Here is a 24,497-nt window from a genome sequence, read left to right as displayed (position 1 = left end):
GACCCAATGTCCTCTACTTCTCATATAATTGTTGGATGCATCAACCATCGATTTTATCAGATTCTTTCATTCCCGCGCTGGCAAGATATGCTTCAAAGATCGCATCATATCTATGTACACGCTCCTCGTCAGGCATGGCAATGGGCGAGGCATGAGGGGCCAGGGCAGCCGTTGCCGCCGCATCGGGCCAGACGTCGCTGGCAATGCCGGCAAGCAGGGCAGCGCCCCGAACCGAGGCCGCAGACGTATCGATACCAAGCAGGTCTCGCTTGAGGATATCGGCAAGCATTTGACGCCACGCCGTATGCTCGCTTCCTCCTCCTGCTAGCCGTAGTGTTGTGGTTGTGTGTGCCGTTGGCAATGCCTCAAACGCGACGCGAATACCGAACGCTACACCTTCGAGGGCTGAGTGCAGCAGATGCTCGCGCCGATGATCGATGCGCAGGCCAACAAAGGCTCCCCGGCTCGCTGGCAATGGATGGTGTGGGCGCTCTTGCGTTAGATAGGGTAGAAAGAACAGGCCATCAGTCCCAGGAGGCACCGCACCTGCGCTGGCGTAGACCTCATCCCATGTTGCATTGAACATCTGGCGCACCCAGTTGAGAACGAGTCCTGCATTTTGGACTGCCGCCATTGCATACCAGCTGGCATCATCGGCGGCGCGATAGAGATGCGTGCGTCCGCTCGGATCAGCCTGTGGCCCGGAGCAGAGGGAGATCAATTGCGCTCCAGTTCCCAGTGTCAATTGCACAGGGCCTGGAGTTAGCAAGCCCGTGCCAAGTGCCGCCGCCGCTGTATCCGCTGCCCCGGTCGCCACCGGAATGCCTGCTGGTAGCCCCAGCGCTTCCGCTGCCTGTGCTGAAAGCGTACCTGCTCTGGCCCCCGATGGCAAAATCGGTGGCAGCAAGCGTCGGTTCAGGCCGAGTGCCATTATCACCTCATCAGCCCAACTATCGGCCAGCAGATCGTAGAGCAGGGTTGCGGAGGCATCGCTGGGATCGGTCGCCACCTCGTTCGTGAGTCGAAACCTGAGCCAATCTTTCGGTTGAATAGCCCATGCTGCCTGCTGATATGATGCCGCTTCGTGTTCGGCCAGCCAGCACAGCATCGGCCCCGCCATCCCGGGCACCAGCGGATTTGCCAACCGTGCCAGCAGAGACGCGGGCAGGCTGCGATAGCGCTCCAACTCCTCCTGTGCGCGCATATCGGACCACAGCAGCGCCGGACGTATCGGCTCCCCTGCTGCATCTGTCAGCACCAGGCCGTGCATCTGTCCCGAAAGCCCGATAGCGTCGATCCTGACCTGGGGAGTTACTGTCTCTCGTAAGGCGGCTGCAACTGCACTCCACCATTCGGCCGGATCGCTCTCCGACCAGCCCGGTTGCGGTGCCAGCACCCTGTAATCTGCCCTCCCGATGCCAAGCGTGTGTCCCTGCTCATCCAGCACCATGACCTTGACAGCACTCGTTCCCAGATCAATGCCCAATAGCGCCATGCCATAACTCCTCATTTTAAGCGAAAATAATCCTCTATAAAAGATCGCCAGCCTTTAGATTCGTACAAGCTCTGCATGCTTGCGATAATTCATTTCCAATACATTGAAGGTTTTCTCAAGGGTGAAATGCATCCGTTCCTGCCAGTGCTATGACCGCTGCTCGATCATGCCCTGAAAGCTCAATATTTTTGCCTCCTTGCATCATTTACTGTATGCGTTTCACATGAAATCCGTCTTCTTAATTCCGATAGTTTTTCTACACTATAGAGCTGTTTTCGCATTTACCAGCAGTATATCATAACTATAGGCAGTGCCAAAAAATATCCAGATCTATCCATGTTAAAGAGTTACATTCCATTTGACTGATGCGTAATGTATGGTAGTAAGAGATACTTAACGGTATCCATTTTCCCATCACAACACATCTCTTTATTAGAGAGTATTTATGTAGTTGGAACATTTCACTATTACACATCAATTGTACGCCAATCGTATAAAGGCAGGTTTCCGTGGACAACTATGATAGGTATCAAGAAGCGTTTTTTTCTCGTATCGTGAGCCAGTTTCTCGCGCAACATTGTGAAGTCGCCCCTGAAAAAAAGATCGCAGGTCGCGTTCTCTTTCGCCGCTTTCGTGATTACTGGAACGAGGTGACGCATGGGGCGAAGCATCCCGCGCTGCTCGGTCAGTTGCGCGTCGAGCTAACCGAGCTGGGCTTCGCCTCCAGCGGTGGCAAGTGGCCGCGCTGGTACGGTTTGTCCCTGCGCAAAAAGAAACAGGTCCAGGCGACAAGCAAAAAGGCGAAAGCGCCAGAGACGCCCCGTGCGTCGGTAAGCACTGATAGCGAGACATATCACGCAATTACAGGAAAAGTACTAGTTCCAGGCCCGGCTTACTGCTAAGGGCAAAAGCGGTGTAGCCAGCTCCCCGCACTGCATCCCCTTTCTTCATCCCTTCCCTACCTATCCTTTTTCGTAAGTGTTCCCCTGTTTCTCTTATTCTTCCATAGAAACAGAGCTGTTTCCACTATTATTGTCGAAGTGGCTTATATATTATTGAGGCAGATTATGTAAATTGTCACCTTTTCATACCTATTTGTCGCTTTTTTCTATTGCTATTTCTCCATCCAATCTGTATACTAAATTTATAGGGCATTAAGGTTCTACTCAGACCCAACAAATAGGGCGCAGATCAGCGCATTTCCCCATCTTTCCGTGCTTCTCTGTTCTTCGATACCAAAACGAGAGGAGTTCATTGGATGAACAATCAGCGCTTTCTCCCCAATGTGCAGATTGGACTGCTTTTTCTGCTTTTTATCTCTTTGCTCCTTGCCGCCTGCGAATTCTCCCCCAGAGATCCACATGAAGTGATCTACTGGACGGCTGATGTGGGCGATATCAGCATCAAAGCTGAAAACGCGGTTGTCGCGGCCTTCAATAAGGCCAATCCCGATGTGCATGTCAAGCTGGTGCCACTCCCGGGCGGGAGCGACACGACGACGCTGCTCACTGCCGTACGTGGAGGTACCGGTCCTGATGTCTACTACATCGATCGTTTCACTGTCAACCAGCAAACCGCCATCGGGCTGTTGCAGGATCTCAAGCCCTTTATCGACAAGGAGGGGGTCGATCTCGCCAAAAATTATCTTCCCTTCGCCTGGGGTGAGACGCTCTATCGCAGCCATCCTTATGCGCTACCGCTACATACCGATGCTCGTGGCCTCTATTACAACAAAGATGTCTTTCGCGCCGCTGGCATCGACCCTGCCATTATGGACCCGTTGCACGGTCCGATCACTGTCGATCAGTTGCGCGATATCTCTTTCAAAATCAACAAACTCAACAGTCGAGGCACCTTTGATCGCATTGGCTTTGTCCCCTGGAGAGATGAGGCCTCGCCTACTACATGGGGGATGGATTTTGGTGCGAAGTTCTTTAACCCCAAAACCTGTCAGGTCACGCCCACCGAGCCTGCAATGGTGCGCGCTTTGCAATTTCAATACGACTGGGCCGCGAAGCTGACCCGCGAAAAAGTAGATACCTTCTTTGCCACTTATCAGCCCGAAAACGCACCTCCCACGCAAAATCCCTTTTATAACGGCAATCTCGCTATGGTGCTCTCCGGCAACTGGATGATTGCCAGCTTGCAGGAATATGCGCCGAAGGTTGATTATGGCATCACCTATATTCCCGTCGAAAAGGCTGGCGACAGGCCCACCACCTGGTCTGGCGGCTTCGCGCTGGTCATGCCAACCGGCGCTCATAATCCCACTGGTGCCTATCGCTTCATGCGCTTTATGACTGGCGAGGAAGGCCAGCGCATTTACGACAAAGCCACCAATCAGTTGCCCACCTGGGCCTCGCTGCTCAACGAGTTGGATCTCTTCCCGGGCAAGATGCAGTTCTTTAAACAGATTCTCCCCTTCTCGAAGAGCCGCGTGCCGCTGCCGGTTGGCTCCCAGCTCTGGGACCAGTTCTCTGATGCGCAGGATAAGGTCGTCTTGCATGCCGCCACCCCTGAGCAGGCTCTTCAGACCGTCTACCGCCGCGTCCAGCCTGAATTGCAACAATATTGCCCGCTCTGATAACTCAGGCAAGAACAATTTGTAAAGGAGGTCGAATCTTGATTGCACGGCAGAAGTTATCCAAAAAAGAGCGCAAGAACCTGATAAAAGGTCTGCTCTTTATTAGCCCCTGGATCATCGGTTTTCTCGTCTTCTCCGTCTATCCTACCGTCTACTCGATTGGTCTGAGCTTTGTGCGCTATTCTGGCTTCTTGCCTCCCGTCTGGCTCGGCTTGCAGAACTATCAACGCCTGATTAGCGACGACCTCTTCTGGCAATCGCTCTACAACACGCTCTATTATGCGGCCTTTGCGGTGCCAATAGGGATTGTGGTGGCGATTGTGCTGGCGCTGGCGATGAACCGCAACGTCAAAGAGGTCGGCATCTACCGCGCTGCTGTCTACATGCCATCCATCATCCCACCCTTCGCGCTCGCCCTCACCTACATTGTCTTGATTAACCCCCAGTACGGCTTGTTTACGTATCTGCTCTCCTTCCTCGGCGTACCTCAGACTAACTACCTCAGCGATCCCAATAGCGCCAAACTGGTTATTGTCTCCCTCGCTCAGTACGGTGCTGGTGGAACCGCGCTGATCTTTCTCGCAGGCATACGCAGCATTCCGCAGACGCTCTACGATGCGGCCAGAATCGATGGCGCAAATCGCCTGCAATGCTTCTTCCGCATCACTCTCCCTCTGCTCTCGCCGGTCATTCTTTTCGCGCTGATTACTGGCCTGACCGGAGCAATGCAGGTCTTCGACCCGGCCTTCATCATTACTGGCGGTGGTCCCAATAACGGGACGTTGTTCTACATCTTCTACCTTTATAGAACCGCTTTCCTCTATGCCCAGCTTGGTTATGCTTCAGCGCTGGCGTTTGTGCTCTTCATCATTGGACTGCTGCTGGCCCTGCTCATTTACCGCCTCTCCCAGCGCTACGTCAATTACGAACTGGTCAGCTAGGCCACAGAGAAGTAGCGACAATGCCTTGCGCTTATCGCTATGCGAAGGTAGAAAGGAAAAATGCATATGGCAACCTCAAAGATGATGACACCGCAAACGCCGATTATTGACAAGGAGGTGGTGCAGCGACGACATCGCGCCCTGGCCCTTCAGCGCTTCACTGATAATGTAATTGTGCGTATCTTTCTGATCGCAATGAGCCTGCTCTTTCTCATCCCACTTTACTGGATGCTTGTTACGGGACTGAAAACGACGCCCGAACTGGCCGCGTTCCCTCCGACGCTCTGGCCGAAGGATGTGCGCTGGGACAACTTCTGGACAGCGGTAAACTACATCCCCTTCGGCACTTACTTCTGGAACTCGTTTATCATTTCGCTGTTCAAGATCATCGGGGCGGTCCTCTCGAATATGCTGGTCGCCTATGGTTTTTCCTGCATCGAATGGCCGGGTCGCGATAAGGTCTTTTATCTTGTGATCGCGACGCTGTTTCTGCCGTTTCCGGTCGCGATGATCCCGCTCTTCGACCTGTTCGCCACCCTCAAATGGGTCGATTCAGCGCTCCCTCTAGTGGTGCCGACCTTCTTTGCGAGCGCCTTCAACGTCTTCCTGTTGCGCCAGTTTCTCTTGCAGGTGCCGCGCGAGTTGTCCGAGGCGGCGCGCATCGATGGAGCGAGCGAATGGCAAATCCTCTGGCGCATCATGTTTCCGCTCGCTCTGCCAGCTATCGGGGTCATCGCGATCTTTACGGCGGTTGATAGCTGGAAGGACTTCATGGGGCCGCTGATCTACATTCAGAACGATGCTTTCCGCACGCTCTCGATCGGTTTGCAGCTCTTCCGCAAAAGCCACGACATCCAGTTCAATCTCTTGATGGCCGCCTCGTTCCTCACCGTGCTACCGCTGATCGCGCTCTTCCTGTTCTTCCAGCGCTTCTTTATCCGAGGCATGACTGTTGGCAGCATTCGTTAATGCGCTTGAACTGGCAGGGGCCGTTTCCCTCTGCCAGTTCAAGCGCAACTCTTTCCTCCTCGATAGCCATTTCGCATCCATTTCCTTTTCCAGATCAACCCCATAGAAGTTGGCTAACAAAAGCACGTGACAGAAAACATCGGCAACCTCTTTCCGAAACTCAATCTGGATCTCTTCAGCGGATTTGCCCTTTGTTCGCGCCTTCCCAATCAACATCAAATATGATTGAATCAGTTCGCCAACCTCTTCTTGCAACTTCAAAATAAACCAGTTCGCATCCCGCTCGATATCGAACTTCTCCGCGTAAAGTTGCGATACCAGCTCCACTATTTCCGTTATCTCTTTAACATCCATGAATTGTTTGCCTTTCCTCAACATAATTGACGCATCCATAAAATCCTCCAGGTGCGAGCGGATATGGTAGGGGCGACGGCTTGTCCTCGCCCTGGCTCACATTACACGTATGAGGAGCAACACGGGCGAGGACAAGCCGTCGCCCCTACCATATCCGGGTGGCGCTTCCCCCTCAACATACCAGATGCGCCAATAATCGCCTGACAACGACAGGGGAAACACTTCACATTTTCGTCACCTACCCTGTTGCCAATTGACAACCGCAACTGTGCATGGTATTCAGATTTCAGCGAATCGATCGGAATGAATCTCGATCCCTCATTGTGCAAGGAGAAGCTGATGATAAGCAAGGGACGCTTTCGTCTATGCACCGCTGCCCTCGCAATTGTGCTGTCGGGCAGCCTGATACATACGTTTTTTGCCAACGCCTCGATTACCCATGCCGCCTCCTATTGTCAGGTCACATACACCATCACCAATCAGTGGACCGGCGGCTTTGGAGCCAGCATCGCTGTTCAGAATACTGGCACTGCGGCCTGGACGAGTTGGAGCCTGACCTTCGCCTTCCCTGCCAGTGGTCAGAGCGTGACGCAGAGCTGGAACGGAACATTTACGCAATCAGGCCAGAATGTCACAGTCACGAATACCAGTTACAACGGCAACGTCGTAGCCAATGGCACCGTTACCCCCGGTTTCAATGGCTCGTGGAGCGGCAGCAATCCCATTCCCACCAGCTTTAGCGTCAACGGCAACGTCTGCGGTGGCACAGCGACCACGCCAACGCCGACCACCGTTCCCGCGACACCAACCCCTGGCAGCACTCCCACCCCTGGTACAACGCCGACCCCTGGTGTAACCCCGACTCCCACCGGCGATACGCATACCGGCAATGCCACATGGTACTCCGGCATCGGTGGCAATTCGTATGGCGGCTGCGGCGTGCCACAGGCCAATCTGGATTCGCAGAACTTCCTCGCGCTCAACGTCCAGAACACGCCCGGCGATTACAGCACCTTCCTTTCGCGCCCGATCTCATCACAGAACGCCAGCAAGATTGGCATGTTTAACAATGGCCTTAACTGTGGGCGCTGGGTTCAGGTTACTATCGGCGATTATTGTACAGGTGTCAACGATGGTGCCCCCAACCAGCCGTTTTGTCGCAATGGCAACTGGGTGTCCGACAAGTATAATGGCGCGACCCTCAATTTCATCGTCGCCGATAGCTGCCAGGACGGAAACGCCTGGTGTCGTGACGATCCTTATCATATCGACCTCTCCCAGAACTCCCTCAATTCGTTTGTCTTGAACGGGCAACCAGTCGGTGATATGTATCCTAATGCCTGGAACAACCGTCACGTCAATTGGAAGTTCATCTCAGCACCGAACTACAGCGGCGATATCAACATCGGCTTCCTGCAAGGAGCCAATGCCTACTGGTCGGCCATCTCGATCACCCACCTCCCAAGCGGCATTCACGGCATCGATTATTATCAGAATGGAGCCTGGGTTAAGGCCGCGATGGATAGCGATATGGGGGATGATTACGTCATTTTGCCGACTACCGCTGGCGGCAGCAGCTACCAGGTCCGCGTCTACGATGCCGCCGATCAACTCATCAACAACGGTCGCATCTACAACTTCTCCTACCCGACCAGTTGCGGCACGTCCTGTTCCGCTCCCTATCTCGCTATACCTTATACGACAAGCTAGAAAAACTGCTATCTCAATTCGTAGTCGAGCGATTTATCGCGGGGAGATCGCGTGACAAGCTCCCCCGCGATAAATCGCTCGACTACTACTTTGTCAAATTTCATCGCGTGGTTTTGGTGGATATTCCCCGGAGATGGCAGGGACGATGGCTGGTCCTCGCCCGTGTTGCCATCGTCCCTGCCATCTCCGATCACCCCCAGAGGATGTTGTGGATGCATCAACGAATGAGGTTTGACAGAGCACTACGACAATAGGGAGATTATTTTCATGAATTGTTAAAATTTATATGGTGCATCCACGAACTTCTCCGTCTCATGTGTTGAATGTACCAACAATTATATCCTTACAAATGAGGGATTTCATGATTGCCTGGAAAGGGTTCACGTGATGCGTGCTCCTAAAACTCTGACGCGCTTTCCCTATCCTCGTCGAAGAGGAGATAGAGATAAACAGTCCACACCATTTCGCCAGAATGGTGTGGACCGCGATGAAGAAGTGAGGTGCTATGAAATGGCTGGGTAAGCGTTCTGAACGAGGATCTCGAACGCAGCCTCGAACCAGTGACCGGCGAGCGGAGCGTTGGGGATGGCCTCCGTCAGGTTGCCGCCGTTCGCTTGCTGGCTACCGTGATAGGTCGGGTCACACATCTGATCGAAGCCCTTGCCCTCGTCGTTAGAGATCGCCTGGCTTGCGCCGTCAGACTCTCCGGGCGGCTTGATCCAGACATAGGCGTCAAATCCAGCTGCCGGACTCGCCGTTGGTCGCGCACCGATGCCGCCATACTGGTTGCACCAGTTGCCGCGATGCACGCGCCGGTCGATCTTGGACTGATTGACGAACGTGTTCAGGTCCGTTGAAGTGCTGGCCGCTGTTGGACGCGAACCCTGGGGACCGGAACCGCCCCAACCATTGCGTGAAGTGTCGATCAGCATACCAATGCTGCTTGGGAAGCCCGCAGTGATAAACGCGTTGCGCATGGCCGTGTCATAGGATGCCTCATCAATATACTGGTTCCACTGGTAGAAATTGGCCGAGCGCACCGGCTGACCGTTGATCTGCTGATTGGCGGTCATGAACGGCTCGGTTGTCGGTGTGTAGTTCGCTGTGTTGCTGATGAAGCCATCCACGCTATTGACCCCGGCTGTCGTCCCCTTCACGGTGCTGGTGATGAGGTTGACGGCGGGTTGGAAGTTGCTATCCCAGCCGAGCCAGCCTGAGTGCGCGATGTCGATGTAGTTATACACATTCGAGATCGCGTGCAGTTTGTTCAGCGCGTACTGAATGCCCTGCACATAAGCACCGCTGGAGTTCGCTTCAGAGCATTTCGACATGCTCAGATTCGTGACCAGATTAGGCAGCGAATCCGGCTCGACGATGGCGGCGATGCGCAGATTGCTATATTTCGACTGGCTCAAAATATTCGCAATCGGATCGATATACTCCGTCTTGTAGTTGGCGAGGCCGTTGTTGGCGACGGTTAGCTCTCCATTGGATGCGAGGGCCGCGCAGTCGCGGTTGGGGAGATCGTAGATAACGATGGTAATCACGACCGGCTGGCTACCAGTGGCCTGTGAAACCGCCGCGTCCAGGTGTCCCGCCAGCGTGCGCGTGACGCCGGAGCCGCCGGTGACAGCCGCAATTCGGTCCAACCAGACCGCCGTTGAGTAGCTGGCAACCTTCGTCATCTGCGCGCCAAGCGTTCCTCCCACCGAGGATGCCGCTGTTGTGACCTCGCTTGCCCAGTCGGGGTTCACGTACCACTTCGCTCCGGCAAATGGATTGTCAACGTGTGTTCCAGGCGTCGGCGTCGCGGTAGGAGTGACTGGTCCGGTTGTCGGAGTTGGCGTTGGAGTTGTGCCAACGGTCGGAGTTGTTCCCGGTGTTGGCGTGTTGGGAGCTGTCGTTGGCGTTGGGGTAGCCGAGGTGCCGCCGCAGACGTTGCCATTCACGCTAAAGCTGGTGGGAACGGGGTTGCTGCCACTCCACGCGCCGTTGAAGCCAGGATTAACAGAACCATTGGCCGCAACGTTGCCGTTGTAGCTGGTATTCGTGACCGTGACGTTCTGTCCCGATTGCGTAAATGTTCCGTTCCAGCCCTGTGTCACGCTCTGGCCGCTGGCTGGAAAGGCGAAGGTCAGGCTCCAACTTGTCCAGGCGGCGGTGCCGGTATTCTGGACGGTGATGCTGGCTCCAAAGCCGCCAGGCCACTGATTGGTGACGGTATAGCTGACCTGACAATACGATGCTGCGTGCGCTGACTGCATGAACTGAAAACCCAGACTCCAGGCCAATGAAGCAACGACTGTGAGGACCAGGAAAGCTCGCGCTGGCAGGCTACGCAGCCTCGTTGAACCCTGTAAGATACGTTTGGGATTCATAATAGTCATATCCTCCTTCCATAGGGGATGACATACTTATAAAGAAAAATGTATATTGCATGTACATCCCTTTACGTGCAATATAAGGAACACGAGACAGGTTCATGTTATCTGTAGTAATGTAGATAACATTAGAGCGTCTTGCCTGTCAACGTCGTACGCACTGGAATGAGGCTGGAAGGGCAAACTGATGATAAAGTGACAATAATGCGAGTCGTAGTGGAGCGATGGATCGCGGTAGCCCGAGTTGCATCATAGCCAACCCCACCGCGATCCATCGCTCCACTATGATCTACTTTTTCTTATAATTGTGTTCAAGTTCATTATAATTGTAGATCGACCGCGATAGGCAGGGATGTTGCCGCCCATTCTTCGAGATCGCCCTCGCTGGGAGCATATTTGTCATACACGATGCGTCGTGCCAGCGCATCTTCTTCGCCGTCTCGCACATCGCGCGCCAGACCTGAGAAGTGCTGCGTGCCAATCCTGATGCGCACCTGCGGCGTTTTGCGCGCATTGCGCACCCAATCGGCCTGCTCGCGTCCCCCGGCGAGCATGTAGAGCGTGGTCTGATCGAGGGCAAACCAGATCTCTATCGTATGGTCGCGCCCACTGCGCCGCCCGGTAGTCGCCAGATAGCAGAAGGGATTGTGAGCCAGTTCTTTAAGCGTCTCGTCCATTGTGTCTCCTTGCTTGATAAGAGTACATGCTCTTCATTCCTTCTTTTTAGCAGACCTTTGCACAGCGCGCATCGTCCTCTCGGACAGATTTTCGCCAGTACAACAAAGAAGCCTGCAAGAGCAGGGTTATACCCTCTCCGCAGGCTTGGCTTGCAAAAACTACTATCCGTTACGCTGCTTATACACTTGATGCGCCTTTTCGAGAAATGCCAGTTCCTCCTTGCTATAGAAGTCAGGGAAGGGCTTTTTCTCGGTGGGCAGTTCGTTGTAGTTATTCCACCAGCGCTTGAGGCTGGCGTCTATCTCCGCATCGCCCTGCGTGAACTGAGCGATCAGCGCTTGCTCTTGCTCGATTACTGCCTGAGCCTCCGAGCTGGCAGGATCGGCTCCCTGTGCCACTAACCGTCTGACACCTGCCTGGACTGCGCCCCACTGCTGGTCAGCCACGTGCTGATCTTCTTTCGTCCATTCGCGCCGTTGCGCCAATTTCTGGGCTGCTTCCGGCGAGTAGGATTTTTCGGACAGCTCCTTCATCGTCTGCCGCTGTTCAGGAGTAAAGTACTTATTAACCCAATCTTCGTTCTGTTCCATTTGAATCGCCTGGATCACTTTTACAATAGCCTGCCAGTTCCCCTCCGCACAATCGAGGGCATGTTCGTGTAATACCTGTTCGGTCTCGTCAATGGCCTGGATAATGCTGTCAAGCTGTGTGCGTCGCTCTCGCATCATCGCTTTTTGCATTGCCAGCACCTCATGCAGCCGCTTCGGTCCACTGCTCAGACAGGCTTTGATCTCTTTGAGCGAGAAGCCCAGAAATTTGAGGGCCAGGATTTGCTGAAGCGTCAACAGGTCGTCGTCGCTGTAGAGACGATAGCCCGCCTCGGTGTAGCGCGAGGGCGACAACAGGCCCACCCTGTCATAGTAGCGCAAGGTGCGAATCGATACAGATGCTTTCAGAGCAAACTCGCCCGTGTAATACAAATGTGAATCCAGGATCTTCCTCCTTTCTGTTGGCAGTATAAGGGCTGACGTAACGTCATACGCAAGCTTTTTTATCACCAATCTGGAAAGCATGCAAACAGGATTTTTGCGCTTTGTTCTTCCATGCACAAAGACGCACTCGACAGTACTTCTTTCCACTCTCAGTACTTTTTTCCCAAATTACGACAAATATAACTTTTCATCGCTTCTTATCTATTTAGAGGAGAAGGTGTGAGCAACGGACTGTAGTCACCAGACCTTCTCAATATTTCTCTCTTAATATTTTTATAGAAGAGGTTTCATCTATGAAAACATCTGCTTCGCCAGAGCGAAAAGCCACATGGATGCTTGTTTTGCTTCCTCTGTGCGCTTTGCTTCTGCTGGCTATGTTGGGGCTGCAACCATCCAGCCGTGCGACCGCTGCTTCGTCATCGACAGCAGAGCAGGCTTTCACTCAGGCATCCCAGGAATCGGGCGTGCCAGCCGAGCTACTTAAAGCTCTCTGCCAGATGGAGGGCCACCTGAGCATGCATGGAGGCGAACCCAGCGTCAGCGAAGGCTATGGCTGTATGAATCTCGTGCATACCGATTCCACCGATGGCTGCAAGGGACTCGCGGAGAACAGAGGTGATGTCTGCACCCATCACTTCACCAGGAAGCAGATCGACACGCTCGGTCACTCTGCACAATTGTTGCATGTGAGCAGCGACCAGATCAAGACCGATTTTGCCATCAATATTCGTGCCGGGGCCGCGATTTTGCACGAACAGGCGATCTCGCTCTCCTCCACTCATACGTTGCCCACGCAGCTTGCCGATTGGTATGGTGCGGTTGCCGCCTATAGCAATGCCACTATCCCCTCGACCGCAACTATGTATGCTGATGCCGTCTTCAAGCTCCTTCAGAGCGGTTTTACGGCCACAACCGACAGTGGCGAGACCGTCACCCTGTCACCGCAAAGTGTGACGCCCAATCATGCGACCTTGCATATCAATGCCAAAGGGGACGCCACGCTCCCGGCTGGCTGCACGAGCGATAAAGCCGAGTATGCTCCGGCAATCAATTGCATTCTCGATCAGAAGACCCACGATTGCAACACGACCGCCGACAATCAGCCCTGCAACTACGAGTCGGCCAACCGCCCACAGGATCTCGACATTTCGCGGATCGTGATTCACGACGTTGAAGGTAGCGCTCTGGCCGCCCTCGCCACCTTCCAGGCTCTCACCAGCGTGGTAAGTACTCATTATATTGTTGATACTGATGGTACAGTCTATCAAGTTTTGCGCAATGAGGATATCGGCTATCAGGCTGGCAACTACTGGTACAATCAGCATTCAATTGGCATTGAGCATGCAGGCTTCGATGCCACCGGTTATAAGTGGTACAATGCGACGCAATACCTGGCCTCCGCTAAACTGGTTGCCTATTTAATCAAGCAGTATCATATTCCATTTAACCATGATTATATCGTCTCACACGGTGCCATTCCTGCACCCACGCTGGGAACCAGTCCGAACCATGTTGATCCCGGCCCCTACTGGCTCTGGGAGTACTACGGCAAGCTGATTGCGCAACAGCAGGTATCGCTGCCGCCAATTTCGCGCCATGCCGGGCTGGTGACGCTGCTCCCGCCCTCTGGTCGCAAGCCGCTTGGTTCCAACGGAACGGAGACGCAGGACAATTTCAACTTCTTCTCCCTCTACACCGGACCCAGCACCACTTCCGGCCTGATTCCGCATACGGGCAACACCTCCGATATTACCGACGAAACTACCAATGTCGAGACCACGATCAGCTATTATTATAGTGACCGCAAGGTTGACGAAGCTGGCACCGGCAAGATTATGTATAAGATCTGGTATGGCGAAGAGGATCAGCCAGATGCCACACCTCCCAACAATCACTATGCACATGTGAAACAGGCATGGCTGGCTGTTCCATCTGGGGCGGCTGTCGAGGGTGTTGGTTCCGGCGATGTTGTCTTTCTCAATCAGCAGAGCGCTACCGTTGCACCTATCTATGGTCGCCCGGCGACACAAGCGGTCGGGTATCAGACATACCAGATTGGTGAGGCTCCCAACGGCGCTCTCTTCGTCTCTGCCGCCACCGCCACCATCACGGAGAGCGATGGCACTCAGACGCAGTGGTACGAAATCAATTTCAACCACCGTCAGGCCTGGGTTCCCGCCAGCGAGATCACAAAGGCGAAATAGAAAATAACATAAGCAACACCGTCAAAAGAGGAAAGATTGAGAGATCTTTCCTCTCATCCACATGCTGACAGCATATATTTCCCCTTCCTTTTATGGTTCGCAGCCTCTATCATAGTGTTTAGACCACAACTTCTATTCTCTACTATCACATCTGGAGAGGCGTAATGAGATTATTAATTCTTGGTGGCACAAAATTTGTTGGCCGCTATTTGGTTGAGGCTGCGCTGAGTCGGGGGCATGAAGTGACTATTTTCAATCGTGGCTTACACGAGGATCAACTCTCCTCGGATGTTGAGCGCCTGCGAGGGACGCGCGAAGGAGATCTCAGCGCGTTGCAGGGCAGACAGTGGGACGCGGCCGTCGATACCAATGGTTATGTTCCCTCTATTGTGCGGGCTTCGACGCAGCTGCTTGCCAATGCCATCGAACACTATACATTTATCTCAAGCATTTCCGTCTATGCCTCATTTCATCAACAGGGCATGGATGAGACAGCCCCGGTTGGGACTATTACGACAGAACAGCTTCAGGAGGCCGAGCAGGTGGTGCCGCCCAGAATGGGAACTGTTGCCAGAGCGTATGGCCCGAACTATGGCCCCTTGAAGGCGCTCTGCGAGCAGGCGGCAGAAGCAGCCATGCCCGGTCGCGTCCTCAACATTCGTCCGGGGCTGATCGTTGGTCCACACGATTACAGCGACCGCTTCACCTACTGGCCTCATCGGATGGCTCAGGGTGGAGAAGTGCTGGCTCCTGGTCGGCCTGATAGCCCGGTGCAACTTATCGATGTGCGCGATCTGGCGGAGTGGACGATTCGGATGATAGAAGCTCGTCAAACTGGCATTTATAACGCGACCGGACCTGAGCAGCCAGCCATGATGCAAGAGGCGCTGGAAGCCTGCAAAAATGCGAGCAACAATGATGCTCATCTGACCTGGGTTGACGAGTCATTCCTGCTTGAAGCTGGTGCTGCTCCCTGGTCGCAAATCCCTCTCTGGCTTCCTGATGATGAGTATGTTGGTCATCAGACCATCAGTTGCCAGAAGGCGCTAGCGGCAGGGTTGACCTTCCGCTCCCTGATCCAGACCGCCCGCGATACGCTTGAATGGAGCCTTCAACGTCCCGCCGACATACGCTGGGAAGCTGGTCTGACGCGAGAAGATGAGGCCCGATTTTTGCAAGCTTGGCATCAACACCAGCAGTGATAACAATATAGCGTGTCTTCTCAGGTCTCCTGTCCTCACTTATAGGGTAGACCTGAGATATTTGTACCTTTTTGACCGCGCTCTCTTCCCGCACAACAGCCTCCCGCTTTAATGGAGATATGTCAGAATTACCATAATTTGGTTTTTACGCAACCTCGCTGATTCTAGAGGAAAATCGCTCCACTATGATATACTCTGACTGGAAGTTGTAAATTGAGTTCTTCTGTTGTAGACCGATTTTTGGAACATCTCTCCTTGAAATGGTCAAGGAGGGTATTTGTCAACCTCGATCATCGCTCACTTTTCAGGAGATCAGGAAATTGGATATCCAAATGCCAGGCCAACAAACCTTCCGAGAAGGTTCTGTTTCTCAGAGGATCATTGAGCCTTCGCACGTCTATGATCCTTTGCTTGTCTTGCTCAAAATCAAACTCCGTCTCGACGATTGGTGGATCATTATAGGATGGGGGATACTTATTTTCGGTCTCCTGCTGACGATTGCTGCCATCCTTCCCATAGAGAGATGGAACGGCAGAGATTTTTTTTCCCCTCTCGAATTCCTGCTTTTCGCTGCTGCCTACCTCGTGATGATTGGAACGTATCTCTCTCTGCCCTCCACAATAGCGGATCTCTTCAACCGCCTCTGGGAAAATGGGGTCATTGGCGATGGTCAGGCTGATACGCCAGAATCACTCTCTTATCAGGCGTTCGTGGAGAAGCAAGCCCCCTGGATTCATTCCCGTTGGTGGGCAGCACTGGCGCTCCTGGCAGCCATTCTCAATCCACTCTTTATCGTTTTCGCTCATCCCGAAATGGTGAGAAGTCTCCCTTTGTGGCTGGATGTTCTCGCTGTCTTCATTGTCGTAGCCGGAAACTATGGGATTGTTCTTGTCTTTATATGGCTCCTGATGATAGCCGTTATCACCCATCGATTGTTTCGTACCTTCACCGTTCGGGTAAAACCTTTGCATCCGGATGGCTCTGGAGGGCTTGGCCTCTTTAATCGTTTCCTGTGGATAGCTACCCCTTTAGTAGTGATCGCAGGTTGCGCCGCACCTGCTTTTTGGGGGAGCGCTTCTTCGCAGTCTGATCGAATCCTCATTTTGGGTGATGTTGTGTTTTACCTGCTTGCTGCGGCTCTGCCTCTGAGAGCCTGGCTCGCCTTACCTCGTCAAGCTATGGTACAGGCTCGTAATAAGCTCTTACAACCCCTCACTAACGAGTATGAGCAAACGCTTGGTGAGATGCTGGCAGGGGCCAGGGGTGATGTTGCAGCGATTAAGGAAGGGACAGAGCGGTTAGCCGCATTACGAGCATCCTACGAGGAAGTTCGCGACAGCATCCCTACATGGCCCATTGAGATCATGCAGTTACGTGGCCTGGTGACTCTCTTGATCTTGCCTGTCCTCCTCACACTTCTCCCATTGCTTCTCGGTCTGTTCACGAAGTAGTAGAGGAAGAAGTCTGGATCTCGACGCAAATACATATGGAGGTAACAAAAAGTATGTTGCCTAACAGATCAGCATTATGCTATACTTGTTGGGCTATATCTGTTAGGCAACATACATGTAATATAAATTGATAACAGTACAGGATTTAAAGGAACATTCTATGCCCAGGCATACCTCATCTCAATTGCGCTGGTCCGAGCAGGCACAGAGTTACAATCTCTTCACTGGGGATCAGGCCAACACTGAAACTTTCTCCAGCGATTGGCTTGAGCAAACGGCTTCCTTTGCTTTTCAGAGCCGTTGGGGTATGTACTATACCGTTCGCAAGCAGCGGGTGCAGCGCGGGAGTAGTTACTGGTATGCGTATCGCCGCCTGCATGGGCGCATCGTCAAGCGCTATCTTGGCAGAACGACCGATCTTACGTTTGCTCGCTTGGAGGAGATCGCTCATCAACTGGAAAGCCTCTCGTCTCAATCTGTTTCGCGTGAAGAAGCAGAGCTGGAGCAAGCAACGGCCCAGGCTCCAACGATTGCGCACATGGAGGACACGCCTGTTGAAGCGCCTCCGCTGCTCCTGTCCAAGCTCTCGCCTCCGCGCCTGCATACGTTTCTGCTTGATCGTTCGCGGCTGTTTACGCTACTCGACGCCGGGAGAGCCTGTCATCTCACGCTCATTTCCGCGCCAGCCGGGTTCGGCAAAACAACCCTCGTGTGTCAGTGGATGGCTGCGCGGCGCGCACGACCCGATTTCCCGCCGTTGGCCTGGGTCTCGTTGGAGGCAGCCGACAATGATCCGCTGCGTTTCTGGCGCTATCTTATCGCTGCCTGCCAGACGTTCCAGATCGACCTTGCTCCTGTCCAGGCGGTGCTACAATCTGTGACACCACAGCCGCCTTTTGTGCCTTCATCGCTGGAACCGCTGCTTACGTCCTTGCTCAATGCCCTTGCGAACCGTCCAGCACAGGGCATTCTGGTGCTGGAAGATTACCATGTTATCACTGCGCCAGAGATTCAGGAGACGCTCTCCTTTTTCCTTGAGCATCTCCCGCCGACTCTCCATCTCATCATGATTACACGCAGCGCTCCCGGTTTCTCGCTGACACAATTGCGCACCCGCAATATGTTGTGCGAAATACGTACCGCTGACCTCCGTTTCTCTCAGGAAGAGACCACCATCCTGCTTCATCATTCTCTGCCCTTCCCGTTAGCGCCCGCGACCATTCAGCGGCTCCATGCGCATCTGCAAGGATGGGGAGCCGGGTTGCATCTGATAGAACTGGCGCTGCGGCGAACCACCACTCCGACTGAGGGGGAGCGGGTACTGACGCACTTTTCTCGTAACAACGCCTCCTTGCAAGAATACTTTGTCAGCGAAATACTCGATCTGCAATCAGAGGCGGTACAACAGTTTTTGCTGCGAACCAGCTTTCTCTCGCGTTTGACCGCCTCTCTCTGCGATGCTGTAACCGAACGGCAGAACGGTCAGGAGACGCTCGCGTTATTGGAGCGCGTCAATCTCTTTCTCGAACCGCTTGACGACGATTCGCAGCAGTGGTATCGCTACCATGCGCTCTTTGCCGAAGCGATGCGCAATGAGGCGCGTCGTCGGTTCGGCGAAGATGAGGTACAACGCCTTTCTCTGCGCGCCTCTCACTGGTATGAAACCCACGATTTGTCACATGAGGCCATCGATGCCGCGCTCGCTGCTCAGAATGATGAACGAGCAGCAGTCTTGATTGCCCATTCAATCGAGGAGCATACTTTTCCGGGAGAAATCTATACCCCGCATACCTTGCAGCGCTGGCTAGAACAGCTTCCTGAGACCACCCTGGAACGGTATCCCGTCCTCTGCTTGAGCTATGCCGCCGTACTACTATTTCAAAGCGCCTCGTGGCAGCCCGATGCTCTGACCATACCCACACTGAACAGACTGCTGGAGACAGCCGAACCGCGTTTTCGTGTTGAGCATGATCTGACGAAACTGGGCGAACTGTTTGCGTTTCGCGCGTTATTTGACTTACGGCAGGGCAAAATGCAAGAATCAATCAGCGATGCGGAACAGGCGCTTGTATGGTTGCCGTCCGTGCATCATCTCTGGCGTGGCCTTAGCCTGTCCATCGTCGCGGAGAAATGGCTACGGATGGGAGAGGTCCAGCAGGCGCGAACTGCCTTGTTCGAAGCATATATGCTCTGTTCGGCTGTGAAGAATCACTTTTTCAAACGGGTCGCTCTGATCAAGCTTGCTCAATTGTGCTTTGAGCTGGGAGAGATCCCGCAGGCGCTCTCTTCGTTTCGTCAGGCTATCGCAGAGGCCCAGGAGGATGAGCAAACGAGCATGCTGACCCATTGGCGCTGTGTTGCTTTGCTGGGTCTGGCGGCGCTTTACTATGAGGGGAACGAACGGGAAAATGCGCGCCACTATGCGCAGGAAGCAATTACTCTCAGTCAGACCCGTGATCTGCTCCATCATGAGGTGCATGCGGCGCTCATCCTCGCTCGTGTGCAACAGGCGCAGGGAGAGGCCGTTGTTGCCCAACAGCAACTCACAGCCCTCCTGGAGAGAATACCCGTCTCCTCACCTCATCTCGCGCAGGAGGTTCAGACCGCACAGGCATCGTTGGCACTCTCCATTGGTGATCAGATGGTGGTGCAGCGCTGGGCAACCGGTCGCGTGCCGCACCCCGATTTCGCACAGGAGAGCGAGGCTGAGTTGCTTATCTGTCGCTGGTTGCGCGTCCAGGGCAAGCTGGAAGAGGCCTCGCAGCGGCTTGAGCGTTCGCTCGCGACTGCTCACATGCAGGGTCATGCTCGCTGTACGCTTGACGTTCAAATAGAGATGGTGCTGGTCGCCGTTGCGGAGAAGCGTAAGACAGAGGCGCAACAACTGCTACAAGAGGCGCTGACCCTCGCGTTTGCCAGAAATGCTCAACGTCCGTTCCTCGATGCCGGGGAACAGATGGCGAACGCGCTGCGCTCTCTGCTCCCTCAGTTGCACGATCAGCCCTTGCTCGCTTATGTGCGCATGCTCCTGAGTGCCTTTCCTAATCAACAGCATGTGGGAGCGCAGGCGACCCTGATCGAACCTCTCTCTCCGCAAGAATTACGTGTTTTAAACCTCCTGGCACAGCATCGCTCAAATGCGGATATTGCCGCTGCCCTGGTGGTTTCGGTTAATACGGTTCGTACCCAGGTGCAGAGCATTTATAGCAAGCTTGGTGTCCACAGCCGCAGCGCTGCCAGCGAGTTTGCACGCGAGCTTGACCTCATCTAATCCTCTCGTTGATCCCTCGAATCATGCATGCAATCATCCCAACAGGTGAGGGCAAATCATCCATCTGAAATGTACACTACTGACATCAACAAACACCGCTCCTCGCATGAGGGGAACGGAACGCCGATAACAGCATAACAATGTGCTTTCAGAGAGGAATAACAAAACATCATGATAAGCTCAGCATTTCCTTATCAGAAAAAAAGAATCTCCGTTTTAGGGGTAGAGATGGCCTATATCGATGAGGGCCAGGGTGATCCCATTGTCTTTATGCATGGCAACCCGACCTACTCGTACGTCTGGCGCAATATTATTCCGTACGTACAGGGCGCTGGCCGAATCATCGCAGCAGATATGATCGGGATGGGCGATTCGCAGAAGTTGCCCGTCAGTGGCCCCGACTCCTACACCTTCGTCGAGCATCGTCGCTACCTCGACGCGCTACTCGAAGCATTAGGAGTGCATGAACGCGTTACGCTGGTTGGGCACGACTGGGGAGCGGCCCTGGCGTTTGACTGGGCGCATCGTCATCCGCATGCTGTGCGTGGTATTGCCTACATGGAAGCGGTGATCGAAACTGTTTCGTGGAGCGAGTCGTCCGAGGTTGCCCGTACGCGCTTCCAGGCCATGCGTTCCCCGCAGGGTGAGCAGATAGTGTTGCAACAGAACTCATTTATCGAGTTCAATCTGCCTAAGACTGTTCTACGTACTCTGACGGAGGAGGAGATGAACGAATATCGCCGTCCCTATACAGAACCAGGCGAGGGACGACGCCCGATGCTTTCCTGGGCGCGTCAATTGCCGATTGAGGGTGAGCCAGCCGATATCACCGAGATCATCACCTCTTCCGGTGAGTGGCTTGCTCATAACGATATTCCTAAATTGCTCATTCAGGCCGTTCCAGGCACGCGAAATCCTGACAAGCCAGCCGTAAATCGCTCCTGGCCTGCACAAATTGAAGTTGCCGTGCGAGGACATCATACACCGCAAGAGGACTCTCCCGACGAGATCGGGCAGGCAATTGCAAGCTGGCTGAAAACGATTGTCAATAAATAATAGAAATAGAGGCGATAACAAATGAAAACAATTCTCTGGGCCGCATTAACCGCTAACGGAAACTATGCGCAATCCAGCCCTGAAAATCCACCCAAACCGGAGGCATTGCAGGATTTTGCTATGCAGGCCCGGGCCGCTGGTAATTTCATCGTTGGTCGTCGCACCTTCGCGGGCATGCAGGATAGTACCCGGGTTGCTCAGGGGGAGCAATCCGGCGCTGGCAACCCATTTGCCGGTCTTGATATTGTTGTGCTTTCTCAAAGCGTCAAAGAGATTCCGGGCGTCAAAGTGGTGGAGTCGCCACAAGCAGCCCTTGCCTATCTGCAAGCAAAGGGGCATACAACAGCTCTGCTCTCAGGTGGCGCAGACCTGCACAACACCTTTCTCGCTCAAAGGCTGGTTGACGAGGTAATCTTTGATATCGCGCCAGTCTTTGAGGGCAAGGGACTCAACCTGCTGCTCGACCAGGACCACTACCTGTACAAAGATGTGCAATTGTTGGATTGCAAGCCGCTTGGCTCTGGCGTCGTGCAATTGCGCTACTCGTTGGCGTAAGCTGACATGAGCCGCAACGAAGCATCGGAGAGCAAGATTCAAGAAGTTTTTTCCGTGGACGCGTGGTAAGCTAAAGGTTATGCCCTCAAAAACATGTGGATAGTTGATAAATATGTAAATGTTCTCGATCTACGGAGATTTGAGGGCTGTACCTGTTGCTAATAGGAGAAAATTGTATGAGTAAAGTTACCAGCTCAATCGCAATGTCATTAGATTCTTTCGTTGCAGGCCCCAACCAGAGTTTTGAGAAACCCTTCGGGGACATCCCTGAAGATTTACTCCACCACTGGATGTTTGATGAGCCAGAAAAACACCGGGCTGAATTAGATGCATTGCAAGATGCAGGTGCATTCATTATGGGGAGTAACATGTTCGGCCCAAAAGAAATGCGAGAGAGTGCCGACTGGAAGGGCTGGTGGGGAGAGAATCCACCCTACCATGTGCCTGTCTTTATCTTGTCTCATAAGCAGAGAGACCCTATTGTGATGGAGGGTGGCACCACATTCATCTTCATTACAGACGGCATTGAAGCGGCACTATCGCAAGCAAAAGAAGTGGCTGGGGAGAAACCTGTTGCAATAGCAGGCGGCGCAAATACGATCAATCAATATTTGTCAGCTGGACTTATTGATGAGTTGTGGCTCCACATCGTCCCTGTCACCATAGGTTCTGGATCACGTCTCTTTGATGGGGTTCCCGATCTCGGACTTGAACCTGTTGCAATAAGTGGCACAGAGTTGGTAACTCATATCAGATACCGTGTGGTGAAGAGATAGTGAAGCTGTCGTAGTACTCTGCGCGAATCGAAAGCCTATTGCTCTGTCAAACTTCATCGTTGGTGCATCCATGAACTCCTGCGGGATGGGACCGAATATGGCAGGGGCGATGGCTTGTCCTCGCCCCTGCCATATTCGGGGAAGACCCACCAACACCACGTGATGAAAGTTGACAGAGGACTATGCACCGCATCCAGACGGTTCGACGAACGCTGGGTTTAGAGCTGCGTTTCGTCGAGCCGCCTGCTGACGGCGGAGAAGTGCAAAAGAAAATCGTCGAAAGAGGTGTGCGTGAGTACATCATAGAGATAGCGTTCTCCGGGCGTCTGTTCGCATTCTTCATAGCGTGCCACCAGGGTTTGTACCTCCCTAGTAGTTATTCCGGTAAGCCCCAGACGGCGATGTAACACATAGACAACCATGAAGAGAGCAGGTAACTGGATTGTGCGCAGATCTCCAGCTGACGCCGGGGTGCGAAGCTGTAACTCATACCGGAAAGACTCAAAGTCGATATCGCCATCGTTCTCATATCCTTCTGCCGAGGAGAGTGAGAACTCGATTCCGAGAAAACGGGTAAAGTAGTCATCGGACCGACCTTTGTATGGGGCCAGAGAACAACCCAGGCAAGCATTGATATCCTGAGCCAGCTCAGCAAGATCTTTAGACGAGTTACAGAAAAAACTCATGCAAACACTCATTGGTAGAATACTCCTCAGAAAAAATTGACATGTGTTTATTATACCTGTTTCGGTATGTATTTCCTCATCCCGCAAAGACCGTTCCCCAGGTTGAACCTCCTTCCCCTAACAACTATAATGGACAGAGACCGCGACAATCGTTGTAATCTACTCCTCTTGTATCAAGGAAATGGCGATTATGGAGCAACAGAATAAGCAAGCTGCATCACTGCAACGAGGGCTGATCGATCATCTGACACGGCAGGGAGCGATTACAACTAAATCGGTAGAAGAAGCATTTCGCGCGATACCTCGTCATCTCTTCTTGCCCGATACACCGCTGCAAACCGTTTATCAAGATACGCATGTCGTATCAAAAATACGTGATAGTGTTCCGATCAGCTCTTCCTCGCAGCCCTCTCTCATGGCGAATATGCTCGAACTGCTTGATGTGCAAAAGGGGCAGCATATCCTGGAAATTGGCGCAGGAACCGGGTATAATGCCGCACTGCTGGCTCATCTGGTCGGCGAGACGGGGCAGGTGACGACGATTGATATTGATGAGGATATCGTGGAGGCGGCGCGTCGGCATTTGCGCGCCGCCGGGTATGAGCGCGTACAGGTTGTTTGCGGCGATGGTGGTCTCGGCTATGCGTCTGGGGCACCTTACGACCGCATTATATTGACAACGGCGGCGTCCGATATTGTTCCTGCCTGGTTTGAACAACTGGCACCTGGCGGTCTGCTGGTCATCCCATTACAACTGACTCCGCTGAAGTCGCGCCTGACGATAGATGCCCTTGTGACCTTTGAGAAGAGGGGTACCATTCTTGCGAGCCGATCCGTGCATGCGAGCTGGTTTATTCCCCTGCGCGGCTCTTTTGCTTTTACTCAGCAAAGCTATGCGCTCGGTCCCGAACCGGGTCTCTATCTCACTACGCGCGCTCATGTGAAACCGTCTGCGCTCTATGCCGCGCTACTTACCAATGGGCGAGATGAGCCGACGGAGGTTCGCATGTTGCAGGGAGAAGTCAGCGGCTTGAATCTCTGGTTGGCTCTACAGGCGCATGATTTCTGCGACATTGTGGCCGAAAACACCTGGATGACGCGCCAGATTATTCCCGTCATGCTCCAGCTTGGCTTGCCAACCCTCGTCGTCGCCACCTATGGTCTCTGTGAAGGGGAGACGCTGGCCCTGTTG

20 protein-coding genes are annotated in these 24,497 nt (G+C 53.5%); 13 read left to right on the top strand and 7 right to left on the bottom strand.

The features are described 5' to 3' along the window. Nucleotides 1-40: 40 nt before the first annotated feature. On the bottom strand, nt 41-1,495 hold the full coding sequence (xylB, locus tag K3T83_RS38290) for a xylulokinase (RefSeq protein WP_220208402.1): 1,455 nt from the start codon (nt 1,493-1,495) through the stop codon (nt 41-43). 509 nt (nt 1,496-2,004) lie between these two features. Here xylB and K3T83_RS38285 point away from each other — a divergent pair. The 4 genes from K3T83_RS38285 (at nt 2,005) to K3T83_RS38270 (ending at nt 5,989) form a co-directional block, all read left to right on the top strand. Continuing rightward, nucleotides 2,005-2,397, top strand: coding sequence for a hypothetical protein (locus K3T83_RS38285; RefSeq protein WP_220208401.1), 393 nt, complete (start codon nt 2,005-2,007; stop codon nt 2,395-2,397). Between the two features lie 356 nt (nt 2,398-2,753). Beyond that, nucleotides 2,754-4,079, top strand: a complete 1,326-nt coding sequence (locus K3T83_RS38280) for an ABC transporter substrate-binding protein (protein ID WP_220208400.1) — start codon at nt 2,754-2,756, stop codon at nt 4,077-4,079. A 38-nt stretch (nt 4,080-4,117) separates the two neighbouring features. Continuing rightward, a complete protein-coding gene (locus tag K3T83_RS38275) occupies nt 4,118-5,020 on the top strand; it encodes a carbohydrate ABC transporter permease (RefSeq protein WP_220208399.1) in 903 nt (300 codons plus the stop codon). Between the two features lie 66 nt (nt 5,021-5,086). After that, the gene (locus K3T83_RS38270) at nt 5,087-5,989 is read left to right on the top strand and encodes a carbohydrate ABC transporter permease (protein WP_236065162.1); all 903 of its coding nucleotides are present in this window, start codon (nt 5,087-5,089) and stop codon (nt 5,987-5,989) included. Here the strand turns inward: K3T83_RS38270 and K3T83_RS38265 are convergent. Continuing rightward, complete coding sequence (locus tag K3T83_RS38265; protein ID WP_220208398.1) at nt 5,915-6,343, bottom strand: nucleoside triphosphate pyrophosphohydrolase family protein; 429 nt, start codon at nt 6,341-6,343, stop codon at nt 5,915-5,917. The genes K3T83_RS38270 and K3T83_RS38265 overlap by 75 nt on opposite strands. Nucleotides 6,344-6,682: 339 nt before the next feature. Between K3T83_RS38265 and K3T83_RS38260 the strand changes: the two genes are divergently transcribed. Further along, on the top strand, nt 6,683-8,053 hold the full coding sequence (locus tag K3T83_RS38260; RefSeq protein WP_236065161.1) for a cellulose binding domain-containing protein: 1,371 nt from the start codon (nt 6,683-6,685) through the stop codon (nt 8,051-8,053). A gap of 503 nt (nt 8,054-8,556) precedes the next feature. Here the strand turns inward: K3T83_RS38260 and K3T83_RS38255 are convergent. The 4 genes from K3T83_RS38255 to K3T83_RS38240 form a co-directional block, all read right to left on the bottom strand. Beyond that, a complete protein-coding gene (locus K3T83_RS38255) occupies nt 8,557-10,431 on the bottom strand; it encodes a glycoside hydrolase family 6 protein (protein WP_220211050.1) in 1,875 nt (624 codons plus the stop codon). A gap of 131 nt (nt 10,432-10,562) precedes the next feature. Then, nucleotides 10,563-10,709 (bottom strand): hypothetical protein, encoded by a 147-nt coding sequence (locus K3T83_RS38250; RefSeq protein ID WP_220208396.1) that lies wholly within the window; start codon nt 10,707-10,709, stop codon nt 10,563-10,565. Between the two features lie 45 nt (nt 10,710-10,754). Next, nucleotides 10,755-11,111, bottom strand: coding sequence for a nitroreductase/quinone reductase family protein (locus tag K3T83_RS38245; RefSeq protein ID WP_220208395.1), 357 nt, complete (start codon nt 11,109-11,111; stop codon nt 10,755-10,757). A 162-nt stretch (nt 11,112-11,273) separates the two neighbouring features. Continuing rightward, nucleotides 11,274-12,092, bottom strand: a complete 819-nt coding sequence (locus K3T83_RS38240; RefSeq protein ID WP_220208394.1) for a MerR family transcriptional regulator — start codon at nt 12,090-12,092, stop codon at nt 11,274-11,276. 305 nt (nt 12,093-12,397) lie between these two features. Between K3T83_RS38240 and K3T83_RS38235 the strand changes: the two genes are divergently transcribed. From K3T83_RS38235 to K3T83_RS38205, 7 genes are all read left to right on the top strand, one after another. Then, nucleotides 12,398-14,308, top strand: a complete 1,911-nt coding sequence (locus K3T83_RS38235) for an N-acetylmuramoyl-L-alanine amidase (protein ID WP_220208393.1) — start codon at nt 12,398-12,400, stop codon at nt 14,306-14,308. A 164-nt stretch (nt 14,309-14,472) separates the two neighbouring features. Next, nucleotides 14,473-15,510: an NAD-dependent epimerase/dehydratase family protein gene (locus tag K3T83_RS38230; RefSeq protein WP_220208392.1), complete on the top strand. Its 1,038-nt coding sequence runs from the start codon at nt 14,473-14,475 to the stop codon at nt 15,508-15,510. 320 nt (nt 15,511-15,830) lie between these two features. After that, nucleotides 15,831-16,961 carry a hypothetical protein gene (locus K3T83_RS38225; RefSeq protein WP_220208391.1) on the top strand — a complete coding sequence of 377 codons (1,131 nt, stop codon included), beginning with the start codon at nt 15,831-15,833 and terminating at the stop codon, nt 16,959-16,961. A gap of 160 nt (nt 16,962-17,121) precedes the next feature. After that, on the top strand, nt 17,122-20,232 hold the full coding sequence (locus tag K3T83_RS38220) for a winged helix-turn-helix domain-containing protein (protein ID WP_220208390.1): 3,111 nt from the start codon (nt 17,122-17,124) through the stop codon (nt 20,230-20,232). A gap of 171 nt (nt 20,233-20,403) precedes the next feature. After that, nucleotides 20,404-21,288, top strand: coding sequence for a haloalkane dehalogenase (locus K3T83_RS38215; protein ID WP_220208389.1), 885 nt, complete (start codon nt 20,404-20,406; stop codon nt 21,286-21,288). Nucleotides 21,289-21,309: 21 nt separating this feature from the next. Further along, nucleotides 21,310-21,843 (top strand): dihydrofolate reductase family protein, encoded by a 534-nt coding sequence (locus K3T83_RS38210; protein WP_220208388.1) that lies wholly within the window; start codon nt 21,310-21,312, stop codon nt 21,841-21,843. A 176-nt stretch (nt 21,844-22,019) separates the two neighbouring features. Continuing rightward, nucleotides 22,020-22,619: a dihydrofolate reductase family protein gene (locus K3T83_RS38205; RefSeq protein ID WP_220208387.1), complete on the top strand. Its 600-nt coding sequence runs from the start codon at nt 22,020-22,022 to the stop codon at nt 22,617-22,619. Between the two features lie 218 nt (nt 22,620-22,837). Here the strand turns inward: K3T83_RS38205 and K3T83_RS38200 are convergent, their stop codons facing one another. After that, on the bottom strand, nt 22,838-23,305 hold the full coding sequence (locus K3T83_RS38200) for a hypothetical protein (protein ID WP_220208386.1): 468 nt from the start codon (nt 23,303-23,305) through the stop codon (nt 22,838-22,840). Nucleotides 23,306-23,495: 190 nt separating this feature from the next. On the opposite strand from K3T83_RS38200, the gene K3T83_RS38195 reads away from it, so the two are divergent. Next, nucleotides 23,496-24,497, top strand: a 1,002-nt coding sequence (locus tag K3T83_RS38195) for a methyltransferase domain-containing protein (RefSeq protein WP_220208385.1), incomplete at its 3' end; no start/stop codon positions are given.

It is taken from the genome of Reticulibacter mediterranei, from assembly GCF_016587455.1.
Note: the sequence above shows the minus strand (reverse complement) of the source record. Positions and strands in the feature narration are given on the sequence as shown.